Here is a 15741-nt window from a genome sequence, read left to right on the forward strand (position 1 = left end):
GACACCCACCGGGCCCGTGGGGCCCGGTGGGTGTCAGGGGTTTCGCGGCCGCTCGTCAGGCGTCGTCGGCGAGCGGCAGATACACCCGGTTGCCGTGGTCGGCGAACTCCGCGGACTTGTCGCGCATGCCCTTCTCGATCGCGGCGACCGTCGACAGGCCGTTCTCCTCGGCGTACCGGCGGACGTCCTGCGAGATCTTCATCGAGCAGAACTTGGGCCCGCACATCGAGCAGAAGTGCGCCGTCTTGGCCGGCTCGGCCGGCAGGGTCTCGTCGTGGAACGACTGGGCGGTCTCCGGGTCCAGCGCCAGGTGGAACTGGTCCTGCCAGCGGAACTCGAAGCGCGCCTGCGACAGCGTGTCGTCCCACTCCTGGGCCCTCGGGTGGCCCTTGGCGAGATCGGCGGAATGGGCGGCGAGCTTGTAGGTGATCACACCGGTCTTCACGTCGTCGCGGTCGGGCAGCCCCAGGTGCTCCTTGGGCGTGACATAGCAGAGCATCGCGGTGCCGTGCCAGGCGATCTGCGCCGCCCCGATGGCGGAGGTGATGTGGTCGTAGCCGGGCGCGATGTCGGTCGCCAGCGGGCCCAGGGTGTAGAACGGGGCCTCACCGCACAGCTCCTCCTCCAGCCGCACGTTCTCGGCGATCTTGTGCAGCGGGACGTGCCCCGGCCCTTCGATCATCACCTGCACGTCGTGGCCGCGGGCGATGTGCGTCAGCTCGCCCAGGGTGCGCAGCTCGGCGAACTGCGCCTCGTCGTTGGCGTCGGCGATCGACCCCGGTCGCAGGCCGTCGCCCAGCGAGAACGTGATGTCGTAGGAACGGAAGATCTCGCACAGTTCCTCGAACCGGGTGTAGAGGAAGCTCTCCTCGTGGTGGGCCAGGCACCACGCCGCCATGATCGACCCGCCGCGCGAGACGATCCCGGTGGTGCGCCGGGCGGTGAGCGGCACGTACCGCAGCAGCACCCCCGCGTGCACCGTCATGTAGTCGACGCCCTGCTCGGCCTGTTCCACCACCGTGTCGCGGTAGACCTCCCAGGAGAGCCGGGCGGGGTCGCCGCCGACCTTCTCCAGGGCCTGATAGATCGGCACCGTACCGATGGGCACCGGCGAGTTGCGCACGATCCACTCGCGCGTCTCGTGGATCCGCTTGCCGGTGGACAGGTCCATGACGGTGTCGGCGCCCCAGCGGGTCGCCCACACCAGCTTCTCGACCTCCTCGGCCACCGAGGAGGTGACGGCGGAGTTGCCGATGTTGGCGTTCACCTTCACCAGGAAGTTCTTGCCGATGATCATCGGCTCGGCCTCCGGGTGGCGGCGGTTCAGCGGGATCACCGCGCGCCCGATCGCCACCTCGGAGCGCACGAACTCGGGGTCGACACCCTCGCGCGCGGCGATGAACCGCATCTCAGGTGTCGTGATGCCGGCCTTGGCATAGGCCGACTGGGTGACCGCGCCGCCGACGGGCGCGCGGTCGCGCACCCACTCCTCGCGCAGCCGGGGCAGGCCGGCGTGCACGTCGATGGTCGCCGCGGAATCGGTATAGGGGCCGGATGTGTCGTACAGGTCGATGTGGCCGCCGTTGCTGAGTCGCACCCGCCGCTGCGGGACCCGGAGCGTCCGGCCGGACGCCGTGTCGCCGACTTCGAGGTGCACCTTTTCCGAGCCCATGATGGGGCCGGTGGTCACCGAGGGGTGGACATCGCGATCGTCGAGTGCCGTCAAGGCACGCCTCCCTACGCCGGAATTACCCGAACAGGTTCTGCGGTCGGCGGCACCGGCCCCTTCAGGGGACAGCCGCCCTCTCAGCCCGCCAAGGCGCGAGCTCCCGTGCTATGGAATTGTCGGTCTCTGGCAGTCGTGCCTGCGCCGTCGTCACGGCGCCGCGCGGGTCCGCGGACGGGCCCGCCGTCATATGACCGGGGCCACCCTACCCGGACGCCCCGGGCGCGATCCACCCCGGGGGCGGCCCGCGGTGGCTCCGGCGATCGCGGGCCGGAACGGGTCAGAACAGGGTGGCGGGCTCGGGTCCGGGCTCATCGGCAACGGGTTCCAGCAGGTGGGGGCCGTTGTTGCGCACGCTGTTGACGTCGGGGCCCACCCTCTGGACGGCGAAGTCGGCCACCGGCGTCGCGTCGAGGATGTGCATGAGGTCGGCCGGCCCCGACGCGGGGTCGAGCCAGGCGTCCCACGCCCCGCGCGGCACCACGACGGGCATGCGCTCGTGGAGCGCCTCCAGCCCGCCCGCCGCGGCCGTGGTGATCACCGCGCAGGACCACACCCACGCGGCGGGGTCGTCATCGGGCCGGCCGGGATCGCGCCAGCGCTCGAAGATGCCGGCCAGCGCCAGCGGAGCGCCGTCGCTGTAGGCGATGGAGAACGGGAGCTTCTTGGATCCGGCCTTGCGGCGCTTGTGGCCGGGGTCGGTGGCGGGCGAGGTGCCGGGCTCGGCGGCGCGCGTACCGCCGTGCAGCAGCTGCCATTCGTAGTAGGCGTCGGCGGGCAGCAGGCAGCGGCGGCGCGCGAACGCGGCGCGGAAGGCCGGTTTCTCGGCGACGGTCTCGGCGCGGGCGTTGATCATCTTGTAGCCGACAGCGGCGTCCTTGGCCCACGACGGGATCAGGCCCCAGCGCAGGGTGCTCAGGGCCTGCGGGCCGCGCGCACCGCCGCCGGCCCGCGCGGGCGGGGTGCCCACGACCGCGTAGACCGAGGCGCCGGGGGCGATGTTGTAGTGGGGCGCCAGCTCTTCCAGCGGCGGCCAGGCCCGGGTTCCGCCGCCGGGTGCCGGGCCGGCCTCCGGATCGGCTTCGGGGAAGTCGAAGGCCAATTGCAGCTCATGCTGATTGCGCGCCTGCGCGTACCGACCGCACATGGCGCCCAGACTAGGCCCTGCCGGTGACGCCTCCACCGGCCCGGGCCCGGGCCCCGGCCCTCTGGCGACGCACGGCGCGGGCCGGACCCGCCGGCCGGCGGGTCCGGCCCGCCGTCACGCCTCCGGGGTCCCGGCGGCGGCCCGGACGACCGGCTCGTTGCGCACCGGGAAGGCCACGGAGCGGGCGATGAAGCACTTCTCGTGGGCCTTCGCGTGCAGCACGCGGGCCGCCTCGACCATGCCCTCCTCAGCGACGGTCACGACCGGGTGCAGGACGGCCTCGGTGAACTCCCCCGACGAATCGGCGTGCGTCACCATCTCCGCCGTGGCGGTGTCCTCGTAGGCGACCACGTTGACCCCGGCCGCCACCGAGAGCGACAGGAAGGACAGCATGTGGCACTCGCTGAGCGCGGCCACGAGCAGGTCCTCGGGATTCCACCGCTCGGGGTCGCCCCGGAAGGCGGAGTCGGCCGATCCCCGGAGCAGGGGGCGCCCGTCGGCCTCGACGTCGTGGTCGCGGCCGTAGCCCCGGTACGTCGCGGTCCCCGATCCGGTGTTGCCCGTCCAGCGCGTGCGGACCTCGTAGCGGTGTGCCTTGTCGGCCATCGCGGTCACCCCCGTCGTCTCGGGCCCGCCCCGCTGCGGGCCACCCGCCTCCAGGTTCGCCTACCCGCCCTGCTGCGTTTCCGACGGCCCCCGCACGGTGGACGGATAACCTTGGACCATGCAGAATTCCGCACCGCACTGGCCGGCTCCGGCGGCCGCCGGACCCGTCGACGCCACCGTGAGCCTGCCCGGCTCGAAGTCGATGACCAACCGCGCCCTGATCATCGCGGCGCTGTCGGCGACACCGAGTGTGGTGCGCGCCCCACTGCGCAGCCGCGACACCGACCTCATGGCGGCGGCGCTGCGCTCGCTGGGCATCGGTATCACCGACTCCGGCGCCGACTGGGTGGTCACCCCCGCTCCGCCGCACGGCCCGGCCGCCGTCGACGTCGGCAACGCCGGGACCGTCATGCGCTTCGTGCCGCCGGTTGCCGCGCTGGCCGACGGAGAGGTGCGCTTCGACGGCGACCCCCGGGCGCGCGAACGGCCCGTCGGCCCGCTGCTCGACGCCCTGCGCGCGCTGGGCGCCGGCATCGACGACGCCGGGCGGGGCGCGCTGCCGCTGGTCGTCCGCGGCACCGGCGAGGTCCGCGGCGGCACGGTCACCGTCGACGCCTCGGGCTCCTCCCAGTTCATCTCGGCACTGCTGCTCAGCGGGGCCCGCTTCACCGAGGGCGTCGAGGTCCGGCACTCCGGGCCCCCGGTCCCCTCGCAGCCGCACCTGGACATGACCGCCGCCATGCTGCGCGCGGCGGGGGTCGACGTCGACACCGCCACCCCCGACGTGTGGCGGGTGGCGCCGGGGCCGGTCGAGGCCGGCGAGGTCGTCGTCGAGCCCGACCTCTCCAACGCCGCTCCGTTCCTGGCCGCGGCGCTGGTCACGGGCGGGCGGGTGACCGTCTCCGGGTGGCCGGAGCACACCACGCAGCCGGGCGACGCGCTGCGGGGGCTGTTCGCCGATATGGGGGGCGAGGTCACCCTCGGGGCCGAGGGACTGACCGTGCGCGGCACCGGCGACATCCGCGGGATCACGGCCGACCTCCGGCAGGTGGGCGAGCTGACCCCGACCATCGCCGCGGTCGCCGCGCTCGCGGGCTCCCCGTCGCGCCTCACCGGCATCGCGCACCTGCGGCGCCACGAGACCGACCGGATCGCCGCCCTGGTCCGTGAGATCAACCGCCTCGGCGGTGACGCCGAGGAACTTCCCGACGGCCTGGCGATCCGGCCGAGCACCCTGCGCGGCGGTGTGTTCCACAGCTACGACGACCACCGGATGGCCACGTCCGGAGCGGTGATCGGCCTCGCGGTGCCCGGAGTGGAGGTGGAGAACATCGCGACCACCGGCAAGACCCTGCCGGACTTCCCCGCCCTCTGGGCGAAGGCCGTGGCATGACCCGCGCCGCGCGCCCCGGCGCCGCCACCGGTCCCGCGACGGTGTCCGGGCGGGCACCCGCGCCACGGTGCCGGCCGGCCGAGGGGGCGGCCCCATGACCCGCGGACGGCGCTACATCGACGAGGACGACGTGCGGGTCCGCGCGCGCGGCGGATCGCGCCCGCGTACCCGGACCCGCCCCAAGCACGAGGACGCGGTCGAGGGGTTCGTCACCGCGGTCGACCGCGGCCGCTACCGGTGCCTGGTGGGCGACCGTCCGGTGGTCGCGATGAAGGCGCGCGAGCTGGGCCGGGGCAGCATCGTGGTGGGCGACCGGGTCGCGCTGGTCGGCGACCTCTCGGGGCGCCCCGACACGCTGGCACGCGTGGTGCGGGTCGAGGAACGTGCCTCGGTCCTGCGGCGTACGGCCGACGACACCGACCCCGTCGAGCGCGTCATCGTCGCCAACGCCGACCAGCTCGTCATCGTGTGCGCCCTGGCCGACCCCGACCCGCAGCCGCGCTTCATCGACCGCTGCCTGGTCGCGGCCTACGACGCCGGGCTGGAACCCCTGCTCTGCCTGACGAAAGCCGACCTCGGCGACCCCGGCGACCTGCTCGACACCTACTCGGCGCTGCACCTGCGCTCGGTGGTCACCCGCCGCGACGGTGACCTCGGGCCGCTGGTCGAGCGGCTGTCGGGCCGGGTGAGCGTCCTGGTGGGCTCGTCCGGCGTCGGCAAGTCGACCCTGGTGAACCTGCTGGTGCCCGCGGCCGAGCGCGCGGTGGGGCACGTCAACCCGGTCACGGGGCGCGGCCGGCACACCTCGACCTCGGCCGTCGCGCTGCCGGTGGAGGGCGGCTGGATCGTCGACACCCCCGGGGTGCGCAGCTTCGGCCTGGCGCACATCAGCCCCGGCGACGTCGTGGCGGGCTTCCCCGAACTGGACGACGCCGTCGCCGAGTGCCCGCCGGGCTGCCCGCATACGGCGGGCACCCCCGGCTGCGCCCTGGACGTCTGGCTCGCCGAAGGCCGCCTGGACCCCGCTCGCGTGGCCTCCCTGCGCCGCCTCCTCAGCAGCCGCGAGGGCGACGACCACCCGGAGCCGTCGCCCCAGCCCGAAGCACCCTAGGAACGGTCCGCCGGGAGCGGCCGGCCGCGACGCGCCCGGAGGGGAGCCCGGCCGGGGACCGGCCGGGGACCGGCCGGGCGCAGGACGACCGGAATCGGATCAGCAGACGCTGTCGCCGGGCTTCGGGTTGGCCAGGCCGAACAGCGACCGGGCGTGCAGCCCGACCCAGGTCCCGGCGATCGCCGCGACGGCCCAGAGCCAGCCGTGCAGGCTGCCCGAGGCGATGCCCGCCAGGTAGGCGCCGATGTTGCAGCCGCCCGCGAGCCGGGCCCCGATCCCCATCAGGATCCCGCCGACGATGCCGGCGGCCACGGTGTTCCAGCGCAGCCCGGTGTGCAGCTTCCAGGCTCCGGCCGCCGCCGCGGCGATGGCCGCGCCGAGGATGATGCCGATGTCGGTCAGGCTGTTCTTGTCGGCGAGGACCGGCCCGGCGAGCTGCGCCGCCTGGTCGGGCTGCCGCCAGAACGCCCATGTCTCGGGGTGCAGGCCGATGAGCTGGAGGAACTTCGCGCCCCACAGGTTGAACGCGCTGGTGATCCCCCAGGCGCCGCCGGAGACCAGCAGCACCGCCGCGCCCAGGACGGCGAGGACGAGCGCGCCCACCAGCATCGGCCAGCTGCCGCGCAGGATACGGGCGGCGCCGGAGGCGCTGGGCACCGCTCCCACGGGCGGCGGGGTGCGCCGGTTCTGCACGACGCGGGTGCCGACCACCAGCGCGGCGAGCAGGGCGACGGTGATCGCCCAGGACCCGCCCCAGCCCACGTGGTCGGCGAGCAGGAACGGGGGCAGTGCCGGCAGGTCGGCCACGAGGGGCCAGGCGGCACTGTAGATGACCGATCCGGCGATGAAGCCGCCCAGCGTGACCAGGATGGCGGACTGGCCCGAGCCCACGGCGAACAGCGTGCCGGAGGCGCAGGCCCCGCCCAGCTGCATGCCGATCCCGAAGAGGAACGCGCCGAGGAACAGCGCGATGCCGATCGGCCCGGCCGAGGGCGCGGGGACACTGCCGAACAGGCCCGTTCCCGTACCGATGACCAGCGCGAACAGGGTTGCGGTGGCGCCGAGCAGCAGGGCGTGGGCGCGCAGCCCGGAGCCGTTGCCGACCGCGACGAGCTGCCGCCAGGCCGAGGTGAACCCGAACCGGGAGTGGAAGAGCGCCAGCCCGAGCCCGCCGCCCAGCAGCAGCAGGACCGCCTGGCGGGTGCCGTGCTGGGCGCCGACGAAGGCGGCGAGCGCGGCGAGGCCGGCGAGCGCGACGGCCAGGGGCACCCAGCGGACCGGCTCCGGCCGGGGGGCGACGGGCGGCGGGGCGGAAAGGGCGTTGTGGAACAGCAGGCGCGCCGCCAGCGAGGCGGGCGGTGCCGTTCCGGGGACACCGGTGGTATCGGGGGGCGTGGCGGGTGCCGTCACGGTGATCTCCTTGCGGGGACACCTCCCGGCGGCGGCCGGGAGAAGGTGTGCGTGTTCGGGCGATGGTGGGCGTGTTCAGGCGATGGTGGGCGTGTTCAGGCGATGGTGGGCGTGTGCGGGATGGCGCCTTCGGGACGGTGGCCGGCCGTTCCGGGGGGCCGGGCCCGCCCCGGGCCGGGTGCCGCGCCGAGGGCGGGCCCGGTCGCACACGTGAACAGGGCCGGGAAGGGTGCCGCGACGACGGTGTCAGCGGCACGGGAGGAAAAAGAGTGAGGCCGGCGGTCAGCGGCCGGCGGACCGCATCAGCGCACGCGACAGCGGCACCGGCGGCAACACAGGCCGTCATCGGTGCTCGTGAGCGACATGGAGATCAACACCATGCGCAGGAAACGCGTCGGACCGGACATACGACATCAGAATACGTCGCAACGGACACCCGACAAAGGATCGCCCCCCACCCACCGTCCCGGCACAACGCTGCCCGGCCGCACGCACGGACGCATGCGGCCGACGGACGCACCGCGGCATCCACCGGAACCCGCCGCCCCGCAGCGGCGATCCCACGCTTCCCGCGAAGCCGGCCGGGAACCCCCGGTTCGCGCGACTGCACCGATCCCCGGCACCGCGCGCCGCGGCGCACCGGGCCCGGACCCGACGCGGCCCCGTCCCGCGCGGCCCGGGGCTCACACGTCCACTGTGCCGCCGCAGCGCCAGTAGTGGCCGGTGTCGCGGTCGAGGAAGCCCTCGTCGACCAGGGAGCGGCGGAGCGTGGCGTGGTCGGTGGAGATGGACCGGAGGACGGCGTTGACCTCCGCTTCGGCGTAGCGGACGCCGGGCTCGAAGGCGCGCGCCACGTGGTCGAGCAGGACCAGCCGCTCGGACCGCCGGACCGGAAGCGCCACGATGTGCCCGTCGCGGGTGAACGCGGCCACCGCCGAGTCCGCCTCGTCGCCGTCCTCCTCGGCGAGGTCCGACGGATCGGGGGCGGACGCGGCGGCCACCGCGTCGCCCAGGACATCGGGTCTGGCCGCCCAGCGCGCGCCGCGGCGCTCCACCAGGCCGCCCCGTTCCAGGCGGCCCAGGCATCGCAGAGCCTCACGCACCGGGATGCCGGCGCGCTCGGCGGCGTCGTCGGTGGTCGTGGCCCCGAGCACCACGGCGGAGAAGATCCGCAGCCGTTCAGGAGCGCTCAGCAGGCTGAGGAGCCGGAGCGGTTCGCCAGCGGGCATGGGTTCATGGAAGCAGAGCGAGCGCCCCGCGTCACCCCCGGCCCGCCGCACATCCGCCGCCGGCGCCCCCGACCCGCCGCACGCCGCCGGCCCGGGCCGCCTCGGGCCGGGGTGCGTCCCCGGCCGCGCTCCCCGCGGGCGGGTGCGGCCGGTCCGGCGCACGCCCCGGGGAGCGTGCACCGGATGTCCCGGTTCACCGGTCCAGGTCGCCGGCGCCGCGGACGCCCAGTTCGTCCAGGCGGTCGAGCATGTCGCCGACGTCGGTGTAGACGCGGAAGGCGCCGGTGCGTTCCAGCTCGTCGCGCCCGTAGCCGCCCGAGAGCACGCCCACGCCGAGCGCCCCGGCCCTGCGGGCGGCCAGGAGGTCCCAGACGCTGTCGCCGACCACCATCGCCTGGCTCGGGTCGACGCCGAGATGGGCCGCCGCCGCGAGGAACAGGTCGGGGTCGGGCTTGGCGTGCCGGACCAGGTCGCGGGTGATCATGGGGGTGTCGGCGGGCAGCCCCAGCAGCTCCAGCGAGCGGCCCGCGGTCCGGCGGCGGCCGCTGGTGGCGATGGCCCACTTCACCCCGCGCTCGGTGAGATGGCGGAGGAGCTCGGCGGCGCCCGGCAGCGGCCGGACGGTGTCGTGCTGCCGCAGGAACTCCTCGGCGTGCGCCGCCTGGAGCTCCTCGACCTGTCCGGCCGTCAGCCGCCGCCCGGTCTCGCGCATCAGGGCCGAGACGAACAGGCCGCCGCTCATGCCGATACGCCGGTGGATGCGCCACACGGCGAGGTCGATGCCCATCCGGGACAGGGCGGCACGCCATGCGATCACGTGCTGGTAGACGCTGTCGATCAGCGTCCCGTCCAGGTCGAACAGGAACGCCGGCGGCTCCGGCGACGGGTAGCGGCCGTCCGCGGGCGCGGTGGACGGCGATGCGGCTGAGGGCACGGAAGATGAAGAGGTCACGGGAACCCAGTCTCCCCCGGCGCGCACGCGATGAGCGGTCCGCCCCCGGCGTGGCGCGCCCTAAAGCCCACCGGTGCGGTCCGCGACCGTGCGGAACATGCCGCTCACGGCCATCTCGACCCGGTCGGCGGCCTGGTCGGGGTCGGTGGGGAGGAGGATGTAGGACATGGTGAGCCGCAGGGCGACCTCGGCGATGGCCTCAGCATGGCCCCCGAGATCGGGGTGGGTGGCGCGGAGGTGGCCGGTCATCCGCTTGCCCAGTTCGACGTGGAGGGGCTCGGCGCGGGTGGTGAGCACGGGCAGCATCGCGGCGTCGCCGGTGATGATCGCGCGCCAGAGCGGGTTGCCGGCCGTGGCGCGCAGGGTCCAGCGCGTCGCGGCTCCCACCGCGCCCGGCACGTGGTCGTCATGGCCCGTGAGGATGTCCATGACACCGTCGAGGAACCCGTTCGCCTCGCGGACCACGACCGCCTGCAGCAGCCCTTCCTTGCTGCCGAACTCGTTGTAGAGGGTCTGCCGGGAGACCCCCGCGTCCGCGGCGATGTCGGCCATGCGCATCCGGGACCAGTGCCCGGCCACGACGCCGGTATAGGCGGCGTCGATGAGCCGGCCGCGCACACCTCCGCCGGCGGCCGCGCCGTCGGAGCCGGCCGCCTCGCCCGGGGCGGCCGTCGCGGTCGGGGGCTCTGCTCCACCCGGGCCGGCCGTCGCCTCCGGGGACGCCGTCCCGCCCGGGCCGGTCTCAGGGGTGCGGGCAGCGGCGGCACGGGGTGCGGGCCGCGGGCTCCCGGGTGTCATGGGCCCCATAGTGCCACGCCCCGCGGCTAACACTCTGGTCACGCGGGAGTGCCGTCGGCTCGCCCCGGGACGCGGGAAGGTAGCGTTACCGGCCATGGCGTCCTTTGACGATGATCTGCGTCTCGCCCACGTCCTCGCCGACGCGGCCGACGACATCTCCCTCAAGCACTTCCGGGCACTCGATCTCAAGGTCGACACCAAACCGGATCTCACCCCTGTCACCGAGGCCGACCGATCCGTCGAGGAGACGCTGCGCGGCGTCCTCTCCCGTGCCCGCCCCCGCGATGCGGTCCTGGGCGAGGAGTACGGAAAGACGGGCAACAGCCACCGCGTGTGGGTCGTGGACCCCATCGACGGCACCAAGAACTACGTGCGGGGTGTGCCCGTCTGGGCCACCCTCATCGCCCTGCTGGAGCACGACCGCCCCGTCCTGGGGGTGGTCTCGGCCCCCGCTCTGACCCGCCGCTGGTGGGCGTCGAAGGGCAGCGGCAGCTGGACCGGGCGCAGCCTGACCAAGGCCAGCCGCTGCGCGGTCTCGCGGGTCACGGAGCTGGGCGACGCCTCCCTGTCGTTCTCCGAGCTGTCGGAGTGGGAGCAGCAGCAGCGGCTCGACTCCTTCCTCGGCCTCACCCGCGCGGTCTGGCGGACGCGCGCCTACGGCGACTTCTGGTCCCACGTCATGGTGGCGGAGGGGGCCGTGGACATCTCCGCTGAGCCCGAGCTGTCGCTGTGGGACGCCGCCCCGCTCTCGGTGATCCTGGAAGAGGCGGGCGGACGGGCCACCGACCTGCGCGGACAGGACTTCACCGACGGCGGCTCGCTGGTGTGCACCAATGGGGCGCTGCACAGCCAGGTGCTCACCTGGCTCAACGGCGGCCCCACCCCGTTGCGGCTCACGTGACCGGTCTCCACACGGAACGGAGGTTTCGCGAACGGATCCACGGAACCCGTAGTAAGGTGCCGCACGTGTCCGATCTCCCGCACCTCCCCCGTTTCCTCCTGCTCCCCGCGGCCCTGGCCGGGTCTCTGCTGGTCACCGCCTGCGGCGGCGACACCGGGCCGTCGCAGAGCGAGCTGGAGGCGATGATCGCGCCCGAGGCGTCCCCGGGCGCCGCCGAGGCCGACCTCACCGAGCTGGCCTTCGACCCCGACACCGTCGCCTGCGCCCCGCTACTCCAAGGCGATGCCCCCGGCGCCTGGGAGACCTCCGCCCCGCGCGAGGAGGTCCCGGCCGGCGAGGACGCCGACCTCCGGCTCCGCGACACCGAGGGCTCCGGCGAGACCGCGGTGAGCGCGCAGGTGGTCACCCCCGACGGCGACCGCTACGACGCCGCCACGACCGCCGCCGGCGACGGGTGGGCGCAACTGGCGTTCCCGTCCGGGTTCGAGGCCGCGCCCGGGGAACCGGGCGAGGGCACCTACACGGTCATCTGGACGAGCGGGGACTCCGACTCCGCCTTCATCTCCTGCGACGGCTTCCGCATCGGCTGACCGCCGCGCCCGCGTCCGTCCCTGTCAGCCCGCCCCGTCCCGCGTCCGCCGGATCCTCCCGCTGCCGCCCCGGTCCCGCCCCTGGCCCCGGCCCGGCAGCAGGGCCCCGCGGCCGGGCCGGGGCCGTCCGCCCCGTCGAAGGTGCGCCGCCGCCCGCCGTCGCGGTCGGACGTCATCTGCCCGCGCGCCCCGGAGCCGAACGCCCCGTTCGCCGTCGCGGAAAGCCGTCGAATCGGCGGTTCGCCCCGCCGTTGGGCCCGCCACACTCGCGGATGCGCGTTTCTCCGCACGAAGAATGAACCGTTTCGGCCGGCCGATGCGATGACGTCTTCAGTGTGCGGATCCCCCACGCGCCGCCTGCCCCCCATGCAGAAAGGCCGACGGCTTGCTGCGTTCCCTCATCGCCGGCATCGTGCTGGCCTTCGCCGGCTCCCGCGCCAATGTCTCCCGCACGATCCTGTCGTGCGCGGGCATCGTGGTCGGGATCGGCGCGCTCATCACCGTCGTCACGGCCGGGGACACCGGGGAGCGCTTCGCCACCTCCTACACGGAGGCGAACTTCGGTGTCGCGGCGACCATGCAGGTCGATCTCATGGCCGAGGTGTCCGACGTCGAGGCCCTGGAGACCGACCTCCGCCGCGCGGGCGGCGAGGCGGTCTCACTCGTCGGCTTCCCGTCGGGCTCGGTCGTGGTGCGCTCCGGCGACCAGGTGATCCCCGATGTCGATACGACCGTCGTCGACGCCGAACTCGGTGACATCCGCCGCCTGAACATGCGGGAGGGCCGCTGGTTCACCGAGGGGGACACCGCGTCGCTGGCGCCCGTACTCGTCGTGAACGAGGTCCTGGCCGACCAGATCGGCGACTCCGCCGACATCCAGATCGGCACGTCGGAGTGGCGCGACGTCCGCATCGTCGGAGTGGTCGAGGGCACCGCCATGGACTCCGGGTGGAGCAGCGCCTACCTGCTGCGCTCGCCGGCGTCGGCCGACATCGCCTACCCCGGCACCGAACTGGGCGGCGCGGGCACCCAGCTCACCTACGCCGTGCGGGTCGACCCCGGGGACGCCGACGAGGAGGCGATCCGGTCGCGCCTGGCCACCGCCGCCTGGCGGTGGGGGGTGGACGACCCCGAGACGCTCTCGGTCTACCGCGTCGACGGGGCCGACGAGGTCGAGCAGCTCCTGTTCTACCTCTCCCTCGGGCTCTTCGGCATCGCGGGTGTCACCCTGACCACCGGGCTCCTCGGCGTGCTCAACGTCGGCCTGGTGACCGTCCGGGAGCGGCGCCGGGAGCTGGCGACCTACCGGGCGCTGGGCGCGAGCCGGCTGACCCTGTTCGTCGCCGTGGTCACCGAATCCGTTGTGGTGTCGCTGGTGGCCGGGGTGATCGCGCTGGCGTCCTGCTACGGGCTGGCGGCGGCGGCCGACGCCCTGGCCACCGACTTTCTCCCGCCCGATGTGGCGGTGTACGTACCCTTCCAGGCCGTGCTCGTCGGCCTGGGCAGCGCCGCGGCCGTCGGGCTGCTGGCCGGAGTCATCCCCGCCTGGCGGGCGCTCAGGGCGTCCGTGGTGGCCGGGCTGCGGGAATAGGAGCGGAATCGCGTGAAGAAGTGGATCATCGCCGGCGTCGTGCCGGCCGTCCTCGCCGGGCTGGCGGGCGGGGGCTACATGCTGCTCGGCGGGCCGACCGGCGGGAGCGACGACGGCCTCATGCCCGAGGACGGTACGGCGCTGGTGACCGAGAGCGCACCGGTCCCCGTGGAACGCGGCGAGATCGACTCCCAGGTGGTCCTGGACGCCACCGTGCGCGCCGACGCGGCGTCCGCGGTGGAGCCGAAGGAGGCCGGCGAGGTCTCCCGGCTCTGGGTGGCCGACGGCCAGGCGGTGGAGGAGGGCGCGCCCATCGTGTCCGTCACCGTCGCCGGTGACGGCGGGACCGGTGGGGGCGACGACGCGGACGGTGGAGGCGGCGGCGCCCCGGCGACCGAATCGGTGGCCCTGACCGCACCGGCCTCCGGCACCGTCGACGGGCTCGACGACCTCGCCGTGGGCGACCCGGTCGAGCCCGGGACCGCGGTCGCGCGGATCACCCAGGACGAGTTCCGCGCGGTCGCCGCCATCCCGCCCAACGACCTCTACCGGTTCTACGACGACCCGCGCGAGATCATGCTCAAGATCGACCAGGGTCCCGCCGCCGAGGCGTGCGAGTTCCTGTCGCTGGGTGAGATCAGCGAGGAGACCGCCCAGAGCGGGAACGACGAGGAGGCCGGCGGCGACCCCTACATGATGGGCGGCGAGAGCGACGGCGGGGCGGAGGCGACCGCCGAGCTGCACTGCCGGGTACCCGACTCGCTCCAGGTCTTCCCCGGTGTGCAGGGCAAGCTCTCGGTGGTCACCGGCCGGGCCGAGAACGCGCTCCTGGTGCCCCTGACCGCCCTGCGCGGCAGCATCGACCAGGGCGAGGTCATCGTGGTCGGCGAGGACGGCACCGAGGAGCCGCGCGAGGTGGAGCTGGGCGTCTCCGACGGCACGATGGTGGAGGTCACCGACGGCCTGACGCTCGACGACCAGGTCCTGGACCCGGTTCCGCTGGAGGAGGAGTTCGACGTCCCGTCGGAGTCCGGGGCCTCTGCCGAGGACGGCCCGATGATGGACGGGGGCTTCTGAGATGTCGGCCTTCACCTCCCCCCGCGCCGGGCGCCTCCTGGCCCGGGGCCGCCACGCCGACAGCCTGCTGCGGGTGAGCGGGCTGCGCCGGGAGTTCACCGTCTCGGGCGCGGTGCTCCGGGTCCTGGACGACTGCTCCATGGAGGTGGGCCGCGGCGAGGTGGTCGCGATCGTCGGCCAATCGGGGTCGGGCAAGTCCACCCTCCTCAACGTGCTCGGCCTGCTCGACACGGCCGACGCCGGCGAGCACGTCTTCGACGGGGTCGACGTGACCCGGCTGCGCGAGGGCGGGCGGGCGCGGCTGCGCAACGAGGGCATCGGGTTCGTCTTCCAGCAGTTCCACCTGCTCGACCGGCGTACGGCGCTGGCCAACGTGGGGGTGCCGATGGTGCTGGGCGGTGTGCCGCTGGTGCGCCGCCGCGCCGTGGCCAAGGAGCTGCTGACAGCGGTCGGCCTGGGCCACCGGCTCTCCTCCTACCCGCACCAGCTCTCCGGCGGTGAGCAGCAGCGTGTGGCGCTCGCGCGGGCACTGAGCCGCGACCCCTCGCTCATCCTCGCCGACGAGCCCACGGGCGCCCTGGACGCCGCCAGCAGCGAGATGATCATGGAGCAGCTGCTCGGCCAGGCGCGCAGCCGCGGGGCGGCGGTCGTGGTGGTCACCCACGACCCCAATGTGGCCGCGGTGGCCGACCGGACGGTCGGCATCGTGGAGGGCCGGACGGTCTGACCGTCCGGCCGCGTGACAGGGGCCGCTCCCGGCCCAAGGGCCGCGCACGGACCCGGCACATCACGGAGACACGGAAGAGGCCCGGTCTCCTTTTCAGGAAACCGGGCCTCTTCGTTTTGGTAGCGGGGACAGGATTTGAACCTGCGACCTCTGGGTTATGAGCCCAGCGAGCTACCGAACTGCTCCACCCCGCGTCGGTGTGTCTTTATAGTAGCGCGATCCGGCCCCGGCACCAAATCGGCCCGAGCACGGCGCCGCGGCGTGTCCGCTCCAGCTCGGACCCACCGGCGCGGCCGGCACCGCCGAACGGAAAAGGCCCGGTTTCCCTTTTCGGGAAACCGGGCCTCTTCGTTTTGGTAGCGGGGACAGGATTTGAACCTGCGACCTCTGGGTTATGAGCCCAGCGAGCTACCGAACTGCTCCACCCCGCGTCGGTGTGTCTTCAGACTAGCGCCCCCGGGGCGGTAACACCAAATCGTTTAC

At 74.1% G+C, this 15741-nt stretch carries 14 protein-coding genes and 2 tRNA genes; 7 read left to right on the top strand and 9 right to left on the bottom strand.

Going from position 1 to position 15741, the window contains the following annotated elements; translation table 11 throughout:
- Positions 1 to 55: 55 nt before the first annotated feature.
- The 3 genes from thiC to ACFO4E_RS00960 all read right to left on the bottom strand — a co-directional run bounded on the left by thiC (position 56) and on the right by ACFO4E_RS00960 (position 3479).
- On the bottom strand, positions 56 to 1726 hold the full coding sequence (gene thiC / locus ACFO4E_RS00950) for a phosphomethylpyrimidine synthase ThiC (RefSeq protein WP_378570529.1): 1671 nt from the start codon (positions 1724 to 1726) through the stop codon (positions 56 to 58).
- A gap of 280 nt (positions 1727 to 2006) precedes the next feature.
- The gene (locus tag ACFO4E_RS00955) at positions 2007 to 2873 is read right to left on the bottom strand and encodes an SOS response-associated peptidase (RefSeq protein ID WP_378570531.1); all 867 of its coding nucleotides are present in this window, start codon (positions 2871 to 2873) and stop codon (positions 2007 to 2009) included.
- Positions 2874 to 2987: 114 nt separating this feature from the next.
- Complete coding sequence (locus tag ACFO4E_RS00960) at positions 2988 to 3479, bottom strand: OsmC family protein (RefSeq protein ID WP_378570533.1); 492 nt, start codon at positions 3477 to 3479, stop codon at positions 2988 to 2990.
- A 118-nt stretch (positions 3480 to 3597) separates the two neighbouring features.
- On the opposite strand from ACFO4E_RS00960, the gene aroA reads away from it, so the two are divergent.
- Together aroA and rsgA are read left to right on the top strand one after the other, a co-directional pair.
- The gene (aroA, locus tag ACFO4E_RS00965; protein ID WP_378570535.1) at positions 3598 to 4872 is read left to right on the top strand and encodes a 3-phosphoshikimate 1-carboxyvinyltransferase; all 1275 of its coding nucleotides are present in this window, start codon (positions 3598 to 3600) and stop codon (positions 4870 to 4872) included.
- A 94-nt stretch (positions 4873 to 4966) separates the two neighbouring features.
- On the top strand, positions 4967 to 5983 hold the full coding sequence (rsgA, locus tag ACFO4E_RS00970) for a ribosome small subunit-dependent GTPase A (RefSeq protein ID WP_378570537.1): 1017 nt from the start codon (positions 4967 to 4969) through the stop codon (positions 5981 to 5983).
- A 99-nt stretch (positions 5984 to 6082) separates the two neighbouring features.
- On the opposite strand, the gene ACFO4E_RS00975 is transcribed toward rsgA, so the two are convergent.
- The 4 genes from ACFO4E_RS00975 to ACFO4E_RS00990 all read right to left on the bottom strand — a co-directional run bounded on the left by ACFO4E_RS00975 (position 6083) and on the right by ACFO4E_RS00990 (position 10372).
- The gene (locus tag ACFO4E_RS00975) at positions 6083 to 7393 is read right to left on the bottom strand and encodes a YeeE/YedE family protein (RefSeq protein ID WP_378570538.1); all 1311 of its coding nucleotides are present in this window, start codon (positions 7391 to 7393) and stop codon (positions 6083 to 6085) included.
- A 683-nt stretch (positions 7394 to 8076) separates the two neighbouring features.
- Positions 8077 to 8622, bottom strand: a complete 546-nt coding sequence (locus ACFO4E_RS00980) for a DUF2087 domain-containing protein (RefSeq protein ID WP_378570539.1) — start codon at positions 8620 to 8622, stop codon at positions 8077 to 8079.
- A gap of 193 nt (positions 8623 to 8815) precedes the next feature.
- On the bottom strand, positions 8816 to 9484 hold the full coding sequence (locus ACFO4E_RS00985; protein ID WP_378570923.1) for an HAD family hydrolase: 669 nt from the start codon (positions 9482 to 9484) through the stop codon (positions 8816 to 8818).
- Positions 9485 to 9634: 150 nt separating this feature from the next.
- Complete coding sequence (locus tag ACFO4E_RS00990) at positions 9635 to 10372, bottom strand: TetR/AcrR family transcriptional regulator (RefSeq protein WP_378570540.1); 738 nt, start codon at positions 10370 to 10372, stop codon at positions 9635 to 9637.
- A 94-nt stretch (positions 10373 to 10466) separates the two neighbouring features.
- Here ACFO4E_RS00990 and hisN point away from each other — a divergent pair, with 94 nt between their 5' ends.
- The 5 genes from hisN to ACFO4E_RS01015 all read left to right on the top strand — a co-directional run bounded on the left by hisN (position 10467) and on the right by ACFO4E_RS01015 (position 15258).
- Positions 10467 to 11273, top strand: coding sequence for a histidinol-phosphatase (hisN, locus tag ACFO4E_RS00995; RefSeq protein ID WP_378570542.1), 807 nt, complete (start codon positions 10467 to 10469; stop codon positions 11271 to 11273).
- A gap of 65 nt (positions 11274 to 11338) precedes the next feature.
- Positions 11339 to 11863, top strand: a complete 525-nt coding sequence (locus ACFO4E_RS01000) for a hypothetical protein (protein ID WP_378570544.1) — start codon at positions 11339 to 11341, stop codon at positions 11861 to 11863.
- A 385-nt stretch (positions 11864 to 12248) separates the two neighbouring features.
- Entirely contained in the window at positions 12249 to 13454 is a 1206-nt protein-coding gene (locus ACFO4E_RS01005) for an ABC transporter permease (protein ID WP_378570547.1), read from the top strand.
- 12 nt (positions 13455 to 13466) lie between these two features.
- Entirely contained in the window at positions 13467 to 14531 is a 1065-nt protein-coding gene (locus tag ACFO4E_RS01010; protein ID WP_378570549.1) for an efflux RND transporter periplasmic adaptor subunit, read from the top strand.
- A gap of 1 nt (position 14532) precedes the next feature.
- A complete protein-coding gene (locus ACFO4E_RS01015; protein WP_378570551.1) occupies positions 14533 to 15258 on the top strand; it encodes an ABC transporter ATP-binding protein in 726 nt (241 codons plus the stop codon).
- A gap of 117 nt (positions 15259 to 15375) precedes the next feature.
- Here ACFO4E_RS01015 and ACFO4E_RS01020 read toward each other — a convergent pair.
- Positions 15376 to 15452, bottom strand: a tRNA-Met gene (locus tag ACFO4E_RS01020).
- A gap of 160 nt (positions 15453 to 15612) precedes the next feature.
- Positions 15613 to 15689: transfer RNA gene (locus ACFO4E_RS01025), tRNA-Met, on the bottom strand.
- Between the last annotated feature and the right edge of the window lie 52 nt (positions 15690 to 15741).

Origin of the sequence: Nocardiopsis mangrovi, from assembly GCF_042653925.1 — a bacterium.
Classification (GTDB): Bacteria; Actinomycetota; Actinomycetes; order Streptosporangiales; family Streptosporangiaceae; genus Nocardiopsis_B; species Nocardiopsis_B mangrovi.